Annotated in this window: 14 protein-coding genes; 6 read left to right on the plus strand and 8 right to left on the minus strand. The window is 34.1% G+C overall.

The features are described 5' to 3' along the window. The first annotated feature begins 84 nt into the window (after positions 1–84). Entirely contained in the window at positions 85–1332 is a 1248-nt protein-coding gene (locus tag ER639_RS06285; RefSeq protein WP_129064920.1) for a BaiN/RdsA family NAD(P)/FAD-dependent oxidoreductase, read from the plus strand. Positions 1333–1402: 70 nt separating this feature from the next. On the opposite strand, the gene ER639_RS06290 is transcribed toward ER639_RS06285, so the two are convergent. The 3 genes from ER639_RS06290 to ER639_RS06300 form a co-directional block, all read right to left on the minus strand. Then, the gene (locus ER639_RS06290; protein ID WP_129064921.1) at positions 1403–1687 is read right to left on the minus strand and encodes a rhodanese-like domain-containing protein; all 285 of its coding nucleotides are present in this window, start codon (positions 1685–1687) and stop codon (positions 1403–1405) included. Then, the gene (leuS, locus tag ER639_RS06295) at positions 1687–4101 is read right to left on the minus strand and encodes a leucine--tRNA ligase (RefSeq protein WP_129064922.1); all 2415 of its coding nucleotides are present in this window, start codon (positions 4099–4101) and stop codon (positions 1687–1689) included. The genes ER639_RS06290 and leuS overlap by 1 nt, the downstream gene beginning before the upstream one ends. A gap of 241 nt (positions 4102–4342) precedes the next feature. Continuing rightward, positions 4343–5512, minus strand: coding sequence for an MDR family MFS transporter (locus tag ER639_RS06300; protein ID WP_129064923.1), 1170 nt, complete (start codon positions 5510–5512; stop codon positions 4343–4345). A gap of 93 nt (positions 5513–5605) precedes the next feature. Between ER639_RS06300 and mnmL the strand changes: the two genes are divergently transcribed. Both mnmL and mnmM read left to right on the plus strand, forming a co-directional pair. Then, complete coding sequence (gene mnmL / locus ER639_RS06305) at positions 5606–6550, plus strand: tRNA modification radical SAM protein MnmL/YtqA (RefSeq protein ID WP_129064924.1); 945 nt, start codon at positions 5606–5608, stop codon at positions 6548–6550. Next, on the plus strand, positions 6547–7098 hold the full coding sequence (mnmM, locus tag ER639_RS06310) for a tRNA 5-(aminomethyl)-2-thiouridylate-methyltransferase MnmM (RefSeq protein ID WP_129064925.1): 552 nt from the start codon (positions 6547–6549) through the stop codon (positions 7096–7098). The genes mnmL and mnmM overlap by 4 nt, the downstream gene beginning before the upstream one ends. A 9-nt stretch (positions 7099–7107) precedes the next feature. Here mnmM and ER639_RS06315 read toward each other — a convergent pair whose 3' ends face one another. Further along, positions 7108–7923 carry an alpha/beta fold hydrolase gene (locus tag ER639_RS06315; RefSeq protein ID WP_129064926.1) on the minus strand — a complete coding sequence of 272 codons (816 nt, stop codon included), beginning with the start codon at positions 7921–7923 and terminating at the stop codon, positions 7108–7110. A gap of 75 nt (positions 7924–7998) precedes the next feature. Between ER639_RS06315 and ER639_RS06320 the strand changes: the two genes are divergently transcribed. Continuing rightward, complete coding sequence (locus ER639_RS06320) at positions 7999–8511, plus strand: gamma carbonic anhydrase (protein ID WP_129064927.1); 513 nt, start codon at positions 7999–8001, stop codon at positions 8509–8511. A 14-nt stretch (positions 8512–8525) separates the two neighbouring features. On the opposite strand, the gene ER639_RS06325 is transcribed toward ER639_RS06320, so the two are convergent. The 3 genes from ER639_RS06325 to ER639_RS06335 all read right to left on the minus strand — a co-directional run bounded on the left by ER639_RS06325 (position 8526) and on the right by ER639_RS06335 (position 10842). Then, complete coding sequence (locus ER639_RS06325) at positions 8526–8861, minus strand: hypothetical protein (RefSeq protein ID WP_129064928.1); 336 nt, start codon at positions 8859–8861, stop codon at positions 8526–8528. A 133-nt stretch (positions 8862–8994) separates the two neighbouring features. Next, positions 8995–9714 (minus strand): nicotinamide riboside transporter PnuC, encoded by a 720-nt coding sequence (gene pnuC, locus ER639_RS06330; RefSeq protein ID WP_129064929.1) that lies wholly within the window; start codon positions 9712–9714, stop codon positions 8995–8997. Positions 9715–9747: 33 nt separating this feature from the next. Further along, positions 9748–10842, minus strand: a complete 1095-nt coding sequence (locus ER639_RS06335) for an AAA family ATPase (RefSeq protein ID WP_129064930.1) — start codon at positions 10840–10842, stop codon at positions 9748–9750. A gap of 178 nt (positions 10843–11020) precedes the next feature. On the opposite strand from ER639_RS06335, the gene ER639_RS12505 reads away from it, so the two are divergent. Then, a complete protein-coding gene (locus ER639_RS12505) occupies positions 11021–11152 on the plus strand; it encodes a hypothetical protein (protein ID WP_255420564.1) in 132 nt (43 codons plus the stop codon). Positions 11153–11264: 112 nt separating this feature from the next. Further along, entirely contained in the window at positions 11265–12260 is a 996-nt protein-coding gene (locus tag ER639_RS06340; protein ID WP_129064931.1) for a proline dehydrogenase family protein, read from the plus strand. A gap of 432 nt (positions 12261–12692) precedes the next feature. Here ER639_RS06340 and ER639_RS06345 read toward each other — a convergent pair whose 3' ends face one another. Next, a complete protein-coding gene (locus tag ER639_RS06345; protein ID WP_129064932.1) occupies positions 12693–13586 on the minus strand; it encodes a nuclease-related domain-containing protein in 894 nt (297 codons plus the stop codon). Between the last annotated feature and the right edge of the window lie 61 nt (positions 13587–13647).

The following is a 13647-nucleotide window of genomic DNA, read 5'->3' on the forward strand; positions in this document are numbered from 1 at the left end:
ATCATCTTTAGTGTGATTGTACTACTTTTATTCATAACTTAACGACAAACTCAATTTCGTATATAATCAACTAGAGGTGATTTTATGTACGAAACAATCGTAATCGGCGGTGGACCAAGTGGTCTAATGGCTGCAATCAGTGCTAGTGAAAATAACAAAAAAGTATTACTTATCGATAAAAAAGACCAGTTAGGAAGAAAACTTCAAATATCAGGTGGCGGCCGATGTAATGTAACCAATAACGTATCTCATGATGAACTCATTAAACATATCCCTGGTAATGGCAAATTCTTATACTCTGCTTTCAACACATTCGATAACTATAGTATTATTCGATATTTCGAAAATTTAGGCGTTGCATTAAAAGAAGAAGACCATGGTCGTATGTTTCCAAAATCTAATAATGCTAAAGATGTGGTGAATGCATTAAAAGAACAACTCATTAAAAATCAAGTTGAAGTAAAAACAACAACAAAAGTCACTTCTTTATGGATAGAAGATAATACTATAAAAGGTGTCATTCTATCTGAAGGCGTTAAGATTGAAGCCAATCATGTTATTATCGCAACAGGTGGTAAATCTGTACCTCATACAGGTTCAACAGGAGACGGTTATACATTTGCAACACAAGCTGGACATACCATTACAGAATTATTTCCAACAGAAGTACCCATTACTTCAAACGAACCCTTTGTTAAATCTAAAATATTACAAGGCTTAAGCTTACAAAACATTGCATTAAGCGTGTTAAGAAAAAATGGTAAACCGAGTATTACACATCAAATGGATATGTTATTCACACACTTTGGTATATCTGGACCTGCAGCTTTAAGATGTTCTCAATTTGTTTATCATGAACAGAAACGCCAAAAGCAAAAAGAAATAAAAATGATGATTGATGTGTTTCCTGATTTATCAGTTGGACAACTAACACAACGCGTACAAAAAATGATTAATGACGCTAAAGATAAAGCGATAAAAAACAGCTTAAAAGGCCTCGTACACGAACGTTTTCTACACTTTCTTTTAGAACAATCAAACATTAATTTAGAAGAAAATGGCCATCACTTAAAGAAAGAAGCATTAGATCAATTTATTCATTTACTTAAGCATTTTACATTTACGGTAAATGGTACATTATCAATTGAGAAAGCATTTGTCACTGGTGGTGGTGTTTCTGTGAAAGAAATCATACCTGCAACAATGGGATCTAAACTTCATGACAATTTATTTTTCTGTGGTGAAGTATTAGATATTCATGGATATACGGGTGGATACAATATTACTAGTGCATTAGTGACAGGTTATGTTGCTGGTATGCAGTGTAGATAATAAATCAATTCAAAAAAACCGAAAGCAACGATAAATCTTAGAATGATTTATCATTGCTTTCGGTTATTTTTTACATAATTTCTGCCATGCCACCTGTTACATTGACTGCTTTAAAGTCATGTTCTAGCAAATATTCTGTGACACGTTCACTTCTCACCCCATGTGCACAAACAATATAGTATGTTTCATCTACTTTAAATTCATGCATATGATCTGGTATTTCGTTCATTGGGATATGTGTTGCCATTGCCAACTTTCCAAATTGTACTTCTTCGTGTTCTCTTATATCAATAATATTTAATTGCTCGCCATTCGCAATTTTTTCTAGTAAAACTTTTGCACTGATTTGTTCCATTAGTTTGCAACAATGTTGACAAGTTTATTCGGGACTGCAATCACTTTACGTACTGTTTTACCTTCAATTGCGGTTTGAATGGCTTCTTGGCTTAATGCAAATGCTTCTAAATCATCTTTTGAAGTATCTTTTGCTACTTTCGCTTTTAATTTTAATTTACCGTTCACTTGGATAACAATTTCAACTTCGCTATCTTCTAATTTTGAAGCATCAAATGTTGGCCATGCTTCGTATGTAATAGTGTCACTATGACCTAAAATTGACCAAATTTCTTCAGTAATGTGTGGTGCGATTGGTGATAATAATTTCACAAATCCTTCTACATATTCACGACTGACTTGATCTTGTTTATATACTTCATTGATGAATACCATCATTTGTGAAATTGCAGTATTGAAACCTAATGTATTATAGTCTTCTGTTACTTTCTTCACCGTTTGGTGATACACTTTTTCTAATTCTGGTGTCGCAGCATCAACTACTTTCGCTGCAAGTGTACCTTCTTCTGTAACAAATGCACGATATACACGGTCTAAGAAACGTCTTGCACCGTCTAAGCCATTTGTACTCCATGCAATCGATGCATCTAAAGGTCCCATAAACATTTCATATAAACGTAATGTATCTGCACCGTGACTTGCAACGACATCGTCAGGGTTTACGACATTCCCTTTTGATTTACTCATTTTTTCGTTACCTTCACCTAAAATCATCCCTTGGTTAAATAACTTTTGGAATGGTTCTTTCGTCGGTACAACGCCTAAATCATAAAGTACTTTATGCCAGAAACGTGCATATAATAAGTGAAGTACTGCATGCTCTGCCCCACCAATGTACAAGTCAACTGGTAACCAGTATTTTAACTTCTCAGGATCTGCTAACTCGTCCGTATTATGTGGATCAATATATCTTAAATAATACCAACATGAACCTGCCCATTGTGGCATTGTGTTCGTTTCACGACGACCTTTCATTCCCGTAACAGGATCAACAACGTTAATAAATTCATCAATATTTGCAAGTGGTGATTCACCTGTACCTGAAGGCATAATTTTATCTGTTTTTGGTAACATTAATGGTAACTCTTCTTCAGGAACCGTTGTCATTGAACCATCTTCCCAAATGATTACTGGAATTGGTTCACCCCAATAACGTTGACGAGAGAATAACCAGTCACGTAATTTGTATGAGATTTTTTTCTCACCAATGCCTTTTGCTTCAAGCATTTCAATGGCGCGCTGAATACCCTCTTCTTTATTTAAACCGTCTAATTCACCAGAGTTAATGTGTACACCGTCACCAGTGAACGCTTCTTTTTCAATGTCTCCGCCTTCTAATACCGCTTTAATTTCTAAGCCAAATTGTTTAGCGAATTCATAGTCACGTTCATCATGTGCAGGTACCGCCATAATGGCACCTGTACCATATGATGCTAATACATAATCTGAAATCCAAATTGGCATTAATTCATCTGTAAATGGATTAACCGCATAGCTTCCAGTAAATACACCCGTTTTATCTTTAGCAAGATCTGTTCTTTCTAAATCAGACTTGCGACTGGCTTGTTCTTGGTAATTCGTAACCGCTTCACGTTGTTCTTCAGTTGTAATTTGTTCAACTAAAGCATGTTCTGGTGAAAGCACGGCATAAGTTGCACCGAAAATTGTATCTGGACGCGTTGTAAATACTTTAAAAGATGCATCTTGATCTTTCACTTTAAATTCAACTTCAGCACCTTCTGATTTACCAATCCAGTTACGTTGCATGTCTTTTAAAGATTCAGGCCAATCTAAGTCATCTAAATCTTCTAATAAACGGTCTGCATATTCAGTAATTTTTAATACCCATTGACGCATCGGTTTACGAATGACTGGGTGTCCACCACGTTCAGAAACGCCGTCAACGACCTCTTCATTTGAAAGTACTGTACCGAGTGCAGGACACCAGTTTACAGCCACTTCATCCACATATGCTAAACCTTTTTTATAAAGTTGGATGAAGATCCATTGTGTCCATTTATAATATTCTGGATCTGTCGTATTTACTTCACGGTCCCAATCATAACTGAAACCAAGTTCTTGAATTTGACGTTTAAATGTTGCGATATTTTTCTTTGTAAATTCTGCAGGATCATTACCTGTATCGATTGCATATTGTTCAGCTGGTAAACCAAATGCATCCCACCCCATTGGATGTAACACATTGTATCCTTGCATGCGTTTAAATCGAGATACGATATCTGTTGCAGTATAGCCTTCTGGATGTCCTACGTGAAGCCCTGCTCCTGATGGATATGGGAACATATCAAGTGCGAAAAATTTTGGTTTATCCGATGATTCTAATGTTTTAAATGTTTTATTGTCTTGCCAATACGTTTGCCATTTCTTTTCAATCGTTTGATGATTAAAACTCATAATATCTCCTCCTTAAAATAAAAAGACAGTCATCCCAATAAAAAGGGACGACTGTCTATATAGACAACCGCGGTACCACCCGCAATTCACTTAACGTGCATCTTTAAATATTCATTTCAATACCACAGCAAGTTCACAATTAATTATGATCAGTTCGCACCACCACTGACTCTCTTTACATAACGCTTTGCTACTACTCTGTTATTAATAATATATCGGGTTATAAAATAGAAATCAAGTTTTAATTTTCAACTTTTATTTTTCTATCATAAATCACCAATGTGAAAAATCCTAAAACAATAAAAATCATCATAAAATAATACATCATTTGAATACTAAAGACGTCTACAATCACACCGCCTAATAACGGTCCAATTGCGCGTCCTAAAGTTGCTGTTGAATTGACAATCCCTTGATAAACACCTGTACGACCTTTAGGTGCTAAATTGTTCGCAATTGTAGGAATCGCTGGCCATATAAACATTTCACCAATTGTTAATATCAACATACCCACAACAAACATACTGTATGTTTGAGCGAAACTTGTAATTAAAAATGAACTTAAAAAGATGATTAAACCAATTGCGATTTGCAATTTAATCTTATCTTGAAATTTATTAATAATCGGTGCAATTAATGGCTGCCCTAATAAAATAAATAAGCCATTAATTGACCATAATAAACTGTATTGTTTTAAACTGATGTCTAAACCTTGAGTTTGTGTCGCAATGGTTGTTTGCCACTGAACATAAGCAATCCAACATAAACAATACGTCACACATACAGTTAACAACGCATTAAACTTCGTACGATCTTTAATTTTATGAACATCTTTCATCACATTACTACCACTAATACCATGTTGACTTGTACGGTAACCAAATATCGCGATAAAGAAAAATACAACATAAAACATTAAATTCACTAAAAAAATAAGCCCAAAATCAATTTCTGCGATAAATCCACCTAATGATGCACCAAGTGCAACACCAATATTTTGTGCCAAATAAATGGCATTAAACGTTTTTCGTCCTCCTTGAGGCCATGCAGTTCCTGCCATTGCATAAATCGAAGGGAACACAATACCCGCGCCAAATCCTAAAAGCACTAACCACACAGGGTACCAGGGCCAACCATGCATCAATACAAGTCCAACATCCGCAATTAATGAGATGATGATGCCCAGCATAATCGATTTATATCCGCCAAATTTATCAAATAAATTGCCACCGATTAAATTTCCAAGTACAGAGGCAAAACTATTGATCATTAAGACTATACCCGCAACGGCTAAACTTTTACCAAGTTCATTATGCATATAAATCGTATTTAAAGGCCAGATAAAACTAGAACCAGTTACGTTTACAGCCATACCAATAACTAAAAACCAAACCAATTTAGGCATTTTCATATTTTCTACCTCCAATCTATAAAATCGTACGCTTTTTTGACCTAATTTTCAATATTTATGTTAAAATCCTAATGTTAAGAAAGAGGGATAATAATGACACAATTTAAATACGCGTTTGATAATAAACGATACCATACATGGAATTACTATTTACGCAATCGATTCGGACAAAAGATTTTTAAAGTCGCACTAGAAGGCGGATTTGATTGTCCGAACCGTGATGGCACGGTTGCTCATGGCGGTTGTACATTTTGTTCAGCAGCTGGTAGCGGCGACTTTGCAGGAAGACGTGTTGATCCGATTCCTGTTCAATTTGAAAAGATAAAAAATAAAATGCATGAAAAATGGGCTGAAGGACAATATATCGCCTACTTCCAAGCTTATACGAATACACATGCACCGCTTACCGTTTTAAAAGAAAAATATGAAGCAGCACTCGCACAACCTGGTGTGGTTGGTTTATCCATTGCAACAAGACCAGATTGTTTACCAGATGATGTTGTTGAGTATTTAGCAGAATTAAATGAAAGAACATTTTTAATTGTAGAACTTGGATTACAAACTGTGCACCAAAAGACATCTGATTTAATCAACCGTGCACATGATATGGCTTGTTATTATGAAGGCATTCAAAAATTACGCAAACATAATATCCAAATTGTCACACATATCATTAACGGATTACCGGGTGAAGATTATGACATGATGATGGAAACAGCTAAGACCGTTGCTCAAATGGATGTTCAAGGAATTAAAATCCATTTACTTCACCTATTAAAAGGTACACCAATGGTGAAACAATATGAAAAAGGTATGCTTGAATTCATGTCACAAGAAGATTATATTAACTTAGTTGCGGATCAATTAGAAGTGTTACCACCTGAAATGATCATACATCGAATTACTGGTGATGGCCCAATTGATTTAATGATCGGACCAATGTGGAGTGTGAATAAATGGGAAGTGTTAAATGGGATTGATGATGAACTCAAAAGACGTGGTACATTCCAAGGTTCTAAATACGAGGTACAATCATGATTGTTGAAGGCATCTTACCATTTTGTAGAACACTCATACTTACGCACATACAACCAAATACCGCTTTAATCGATGCAACATGTGGCAACGGCAATGACACGTTATTCATGTGTCAAAATACCACACAAAACGAGACCATCTATGCCTTTGATATACAAACAACGGCGATTAATAATACACTTGAAAAAGTAAAAGACTTTGACCATGTTAAAGTCATACAACAAGGTCATGAACATGTATTAAATCATGTTCATGACCCAGTAAGTGTTGCAGTATTTAATTTAGGATACTTACCTAAAGGAGATAAATCCATCGTAACAACCCCAGAAACAACTATAAAAGCAATCAAAGATATATTCAGCCTACTTGTACCAAAAGGCATCATTATATTAGTCATATACCCAGGACACCCTGAAGGACAAATAGAACGAGATGAAGTCATGCAATACGTAAAACAAATCGACCAACAAGAAGCACATGTCTTACAATACGGCTTTATCAATCAAAAAAATAACCCACCATTTATTATAGGGATAGAGAAACGATAAAAAGTAATATTACTTTTTATCGTTTGTTACTAATCCTACATAATTTAATCGGTTATTCATAAATGATTCAATATAATAAAGGACATTGTCCCTTTCTGGTTCATTTTGTAATTCATGATAAAGTGTTTTCCAATTCTTCACATATAATTCGTCCGTTACAACTTCATCTTTAAATGCTTTAATTTGATCTACATCTGCCAATTTATCTGCATCACTATACATCAATAAAATAGGCACATTTTTCATTTTTGAAATATTCTCCATTGTCGATTTCATTTCTTCAATAATTGATTTATACCAATTAAACGACACTTTATGAACCATCAATGCATCCGTCTTTGTATCTTTAATCACTGTTTCATCTTGTGTTAAGTCTTCAATAGGAATATTCATATCAAACTTTGCATCTTTTGAAATCGAACTTAAACCACTAGCCAAGAAGTTCTTACGTGTATTGACTGAATTTTGGAAGCCGTATAATGGAGAAATTAAAATTAATCCTTCTAATCTTAAATTAACTTCTTCCAATAAACTTGTGGCGATTAATCCACCAAGTCCAACGCCTAACAAAAATACTGGTAAATGATATTCTTCAGCAAATTCAATCCATTCCAATACCGTTTCTTGATATTGATTAAAGTTATCGATGTGACCCTTATTTACTCGAGAAGTTTGGCCTTGACCAGGTAAATCACCCATAACGACATGATAGCCATCTCTACGTAATCTTGTAATAATCCAAGCATATCTACCGTGATGTTCTAATATATTATGAATAATCACGACAACACCTTTAGGATTTTTTTCAGTTTCCCATTTCCACATACAAAGTACTCCTCGTCAAAATATAAATTATGTTAGTATCATTATAACAAATAATTTTTATTTAGGAGGCTATCAATGATTGTAAATTACAAAGGGGATACACCAAAAATACATGAAAGTGCATTTATTGCACCAAATGCAGTGATTACAGGAGATGTGACAATTGCTGAGAATGCAAGTGTTTGGTATGGCACGGTCATTCGTGGCGATGTCAGTCCTGTAACGATTGGACAAAACAGCAATGTACAAGACTTATGCTGTTTACACCAGTCACCAAATGCACCACTCATCATTGAAGACAACGTTACAATTGGTCATCGTGTGACTTTACATTCAAGTATTATCAGAAAGAATGCACTTGTAGGTATGGACTCAACCATTTTAGATGGTGCTGAAATCGGAGAATTTGCATTTGTCGGAGCAGGATCACTGGTGACACCTGGTAAGAAAATACCACCAAGAACATTAGCACTAGGAAGACCAGCAAAAGTTGTACGTGAATTGACTGAAGAAGATTATAAAGACATGGAAAGAATACAAAAAGAATATAAAGAAAAAGCACAAGTATACAAACAAATACATCAATAAAAAAATTCGGTATCTTAAGCGATACCGAATTTATTATGCATAAATGGTGATTTTACGATTAAATAACTTAATACAAGTTCATAGAACATTGAGAAAAACTTAGCAAAGAATAATGGGAAAATATCCATTATAATAGCACCCATACCTTCTGCACCGTGTAAGTACATTGAATATAAAGTGACATCAATTAAATTAATTACGATTACGAATACAGGTACAATCCATGATTTCTTTAAAATCATTGATAAAATCACTGCAATCACCGTAATTAAAATCGGTTCAAAAACAAATAACTGATAAAAAGGATCAAGCGCATCTCCAAAAATTCTAAAAGCTAAATCATTAAACATATAGACACCTCTTCATTGATAAATCGTTATACTTCATTTTAACACCTTAATGAATCGCTAGATGTAAAGTTTCTATAAAGATTTACCTATGAAATTTACAATTCCTTAACAAAAAAAGCCTAGGACAAATGTCCTAAGCTGAAACGTGTTGAAGTTTCTTCCAATAGAAATAGCCATAAACACTATTGATTAAGAATCCAATCCACATGAATGCCATTGTCACACCTGTAGCATCAATGCCACCAGCAAGAATCATACCACGTACCCAAAGTGTAATTGAAACGACATTAACTGCAATCCAGAAGAACCATTGTTCTTTAAATCTTAAAGTCATTAATGTTTGACCTACTAAACTTAATGCCACACTCATACCATCTACCCAAGGTTGTTTCGAACCAAACTTTTGTAAATAATAAGATCCAGCAACGTAAACAATGACAGTAATCACGCCTGTAATTGCCCACTGATTTATTTTAAGTCCTTTTGTATCCACTTCTTCTGTCTTTTTCATTTCATTCGCAATATGCATATTTCTAATCCATGTGTATAAACCGATAAATTGGAAAATACCGAATACAATTTGTAGACCAACTTCACCATAATATTGTTTATGCAAACAAATATATCCGTATGATAAGACTTGGATAATACCATAGAAGAATGTACTTAATCGTCCTTTTGCACTCATGATTACACATAAAATACCTGAAACACTTGCAATGACATTCAACCAGTCTGTTTTACCATCTACAATTTGAAAATATATTAAAATTGCTATTTGAACGGCCATAAATAAGCCGAAAAATATTTTTTCATAAGGTGTAACCCCCTTAAAATCCTTAATTAGAAACATTGTTTTCCCCTTTGTGATTGATTTTATTTTTAATTAATTATCTTTTCCATCTGCTAAGATTTCATCGACTAATCGGTGTGCTTCTTCATATTTCTCTTGGAAGCTTTCTCCTTTTAATACAACCATTCGATCTTCTAATCCATGGTATTTGATTTCATCTAAAAACATTTGGTGCATTTTTTGACGTGATTCAATATCTGCCATACTCATATCTCTAAAGCCATCATCCACATATTTCGTTGTTGGTGGTAATACTAAGATTAACGCCCAGTTTTGTAGTGAGATATAGTAATCAAATACAGGTGCGATTTTTTCGTAATCTTCTTTTGATTGATATAGTTTTGTATATAACTTCGTAGTCATGACATCTGTATCTGCAAAGAAGACTTTTCTTGTCCCTGGTGAATGAATGTGTTTTCTATTCAATTCAAATTGACCTATGCCAATTGCATGTAAATCTTTAATATCCAACTCATCATCTCGAACTTGGCGTGTTTGTTGGTATTCTCTTGAATATTCTAACGAATAACTTGTTGAATACCTTCTAGCTAAGTCACGTGTTAATGTTGTTTTACCAGTACTTGCTGTACCGATAATTAATACATTTTTTACGAAAAATCTTCTAAATGGACGTGTTACAAAGTCCCAGTTGTAAATTGGATTTTCACGAATACTTGTTCCTGAAATCCCTGTAATTCTACGATCAACTTTAGTAATAACGACATCGCTATTTGTCCACACTTTTTTGAAGTAATCTTGTAACGGTTGAATGTATTCTTCTTCACCCACATAAAATGTTGGCGTTTCAAGTTTTAATTGAAATTCTGCTACATTTTGTTCAATAACTACTTGCAACATTTCTAGCCAAGCATCCCATCCATCTGGATATCTAGGTATATTCGACTCATCTAATGTACAAACCGTTACATTCTCATCATCACGTAACAATTCACGCATCGCTTTAACACGGTTGACTAAACTCATTCCCGCTTTATCACCACGATCTCCTTCATAACCTGAGACAATCACTAATGCATGTTCATTTTCACGCTTCGCTCTCACAATTTGTTCAAAGTGCCCCACATGACATGGAGCAAATGTTCCAAAATAAATACCTAAATTTCTCATGACGTTACCTCCAAATAAATTACAACCATTATACCATTTATCTTGCATACGACTATATTAAATTCCGTTCATTATATTAATGAAAAATTTATATATCATACGATAACTTTACAAAACCTTTAAACGTCATTTATATCCCCTCGTTATAATGAAATCAAACATACAACGGAGGCAAATGATGAAACTTATTAAGAAAATTTTCATTGTGTTATCTTTTCTTATTTCAATACCCCATCTTGTTGAATTTAGTACTGAACCCATTCAAAAAGAATTACTTGCAGACAAAAGTATTCATCTTTCCGAAGATTAATACTTTTTTTAATTTTTCACAAAAATTCCTTTGACACAATAAAGTGTTAGTATTATGCTTATTTTATTAGATGTAAACGCTTTATTCTTTAAAATTTTAGGGGGATTGAAAAATGGGTTTAACAAGAGATTTCTTTATTTATTTAAGTGAAAATCAAACTTTAAACGCTGCTGCTAAAAAATACGGTTTAGCATTAGGTGCTAACAAAGTTGTTGCGGGTGTAGATGTACCTTCAACAATTGAAGCAATTCGTGTTTTAAACAGCAAAGGGATTACAGCAACTGTAGATAATTTAGGAGAATTCGTATTTTCAAGAGAAGAAGCTACAGCAGCTAAAAATGCAATTTTAGAAATGATTGACGCATTACATAATGCGGGTGTAAAAGCACATATGTCGATCAAATTAACTCAAATTGGATTAGATGTTGATAAAGAATTCTGTTATGACAATGTTAAAGCCATCGTTGAAAAAGCGAAACAAGCAGACAATATGCACATTAACATGGATACAGAAGACTACAACCACACTGTTCAAACATTTGAAATTTTAGATCAATTAAAAGCTGAAGGATACACAAATGTAGGTACAGTAATTCAAGCATATTTATTCCGAGCTTCAGATGAAATCGAAAAATATAAAGACGTACGTTTACGTTTAGTTAAAGGTGCATATAAAGAAGATGCATCAGTAGCGTATCAATCTAAAGAAGATATTGATACAAACTATATCAAAATAATTGAGCAACGCTTATTATCAGCTAAAGCAATGACTTCTATTGCTACGCATGATCATAACATTATCAATCATGTAAAATTATTCATCAAAAAACATAACTTAAATACAGACTTAATCGAATTCCAAATGTTATACGGATTCCGTTCTGAATTACAAGAGGAAATCGCTAAAGAAGGTTACCAATTCTGTGTTTACGTACCATACGGACAAGACTGGTACGGTTACTTCATGAGACGTTTAGCAGAACGCCCTCAAAACTTACAATTGGTATATAAATCAATCTTCACACCAGACGTAAACAAAAAAGTCGGTATCGCAGCAGGTGCTGTAGCTGGTGCAGTCGTTTTAGGTAAGTTATTCAAACGTAAATAATATGAAATGCCACCGAACTATTGTAAGTTCGGTGGCATTTTTGTTTGGAAGCTTGTTGGGGGTCGTGTCTGCAGCTCATCTTGTACTTACACTTGAGCTGCAGATCCGTCTGTAGCTCATCTGTCGGTCATACTTGAGCCGCAGATCCATCTGTAGCTCATCTGTCTGACACACTTGAGCTGCAGATCCATCTGTGGCTCATCTGTTAGGTACACTTGAGCCGCAGATTCGTCTGTAGCTCATCTGTTAGGTACACTTGAGCTGCAGATCCGTCTGTGGCTCATCTGTCTGACACACTTGAGCTGCAGATCCGTCTGTGGCTCATCTTGTACTTACACTTGAGCTGCAGATCCGTCTGTAGCTCATCTGTCGGTCATACTTGAGCTGCAGTTTCATCTGTGGCTCATCTGTCGGTCATACTTGAGCTGCAGATTATTTAAAATAATATTTACTACCTCGATTCTGACCGATTTTCTTATAATATTTCCAAAGTACTCTTTTTATCGTTGATAAAGAAACGGTTTGGCACCATGTATACACCTGCTGTATCGTCACTGGTCCTTCAAATAAAATCATAAGTTCATCAATATTATGTTTAATGAGAGCTTCATTTTTACATTGATAACCACATTTACAATTAAAATCGATTTTTTGTTTCTCCTGACTGATATAGTTCAAGCATTTCGGACATTTCATACCTGCCATTACTTTTTCAAATGGCACTTTAATTGGTGGATATTGATTTTCAGAATCATCATGTTTGCTTAATAAATACCGACCGATTTCTAAATCAATATCATATAAATGATTCAATGCTTTAAATTGTTCTAAATATTGATCTAGTTCACTTAAAAATACCCACTGATCGATATCCGTATTCCCTCTAAAACAAAAGTTTTCATTAATAAATAGTAATTTACTTTGAACGGTGTGCGCCATTTCTGATAATGTATTTTCTAAAATATCGTGAGCTACACTTAATTGACCCATTGGATTCTTTATTTTTTTATAGCTACTTACAAAGTTATCATCGACTTGACGATAAGTGCCTTTAAAATTTTTCACATCAATATGAACAACACGCCCACTATGAATAATAATATAGTCATATTGCGCTTGCCCTTTATATTTGGATGTTAATGTGAGGTCATGCAACAATACAATTTGATCAAATTTTTTTATACGTTGATAAAAGTTTTTTTCTCCGTTATAACCATACAATTGTGTGTAATAATCGGTATTTTGTTTATTAGTAAATGTCGCACGATTATTTAATGCAAAATAATATTTTAGTTTTGCACTCATTTGAAAAGGTTTAAGTATCATATTAGCCTCCTAAGATTAATATAATACATAAACCTTTAGTGTTTACATTAAATTCCTTTTA

Origin of the sequence: Macrococcus sp. DPC7161 (assembly GCF_004117835.1) — a bacterium.
Lineage (GTDB): Bacteria > Bacillota > Bacilli > Staphylococcales > Staphylococcaceae > SDSC01.

What these genes read in the sequence shown, in the direction of transcription:
- mnmM (WP_129064925.1), top strand. Translation starts at nt 6,547, where the DNA reads ATGATTGTTGAAGGCATCTTACCATTTTGTAGAACACTCATACTTACG.
- mnmL (WP_129064924.1), top strand. Translation starts at nt 5,606, where the DNA reads ATGACACAATTTAAATACGCGTTTGATAATAAACGATACCATACATGG.
- ER639_RS06285 (WP_129064920.1), top strand. Translation starts at nt 85, where the DNA reads ATGTACGAAACAATCGTAATCGGCGGTGGACCAAGTGGTCTAATGGCT.
- ER639_RS06320 (WP_129064927.1), top strand. Translation starts at nt 7,999, where the DNA reads ATGATTGTAAATTACAAAGGGGATACACCAAAAATACATGAAAGTGCA.
- ER639_RS06325 (WP_129064928.1), bottom strand. Translation starts at nt 8,861, where the DNA reads ATGTTTAATGATTTAGCTTTTAGAATTTTTGGAGATGCGCTTGATCCT.
- ER639_RS06345 (WP_129064932.1), bottom strand. Translation starts at nt 13,586, where the DNA reads ATGATACTTAAACCTTTTCAAATGAGTGCAAAACTAAAATATTATTTT.
- ER639_RS12505 (WP_255420564.1), top strand. Translation starts at nt 11,021, where the DNA reads ATGAAACTTATTAAGAAAATTTTCATTGTGTTATCTTTTCTTATTTCA.
- leuS (WP_129064922.1), bottom strand. Translation starts at nt 4,101, where the DNA reads ATGAGTTTTAATCATCAAACGATTGAAAAGAAATGGCAAACGTATTGG.
- ER639_RS06315 (WP_129064926.1), bottom strand. Translation starts at nt 7,923, where the DNA reads ATGTGGAAATGGGAAACTGAAAAAAATCCTAAAGGTGTTGTCGTGATT.
- ER639_RS06340 (WP_129064931.1), top strand. Translation starts at nt 11,265, where the DNA reads ATGGGTTTAACAAGAGATTTCTTTATTTATTTAAGTGAAAATCAAACT.
- pnuC (WP_129064929.1), bottom strand. Translation starts at nt 9,714, where the DNA reads ATGTTTCTAATTAAGGATTTTAAGGGGGTTACACCTTATGAAAAAATA.
- ER639_RS06300 (WP_129064923.1), bottom strand. Translation starts at nt 5,512, where the DNA reads ATGAAAATGCCTAAATTGGTTTGGTTTTTAGTTATTGGTATGGCTGTA.
- ER639_RS06335 (WP_129064930.1), bottom strand. Translation starts at nt 10,842, where the DNA reads ATGAGAAATTTAGGTATTTATTTTGGAACATTTGCTCCATGTCATGTG.
- ER639_RS06290 (WP_129064921.1), bottom strand. Translation starts at nt 1,687, where the DNA reads ATGGAACAAATCAGTGCAAAAGTTTTACTAGAAAAAATTGCGAATGGC.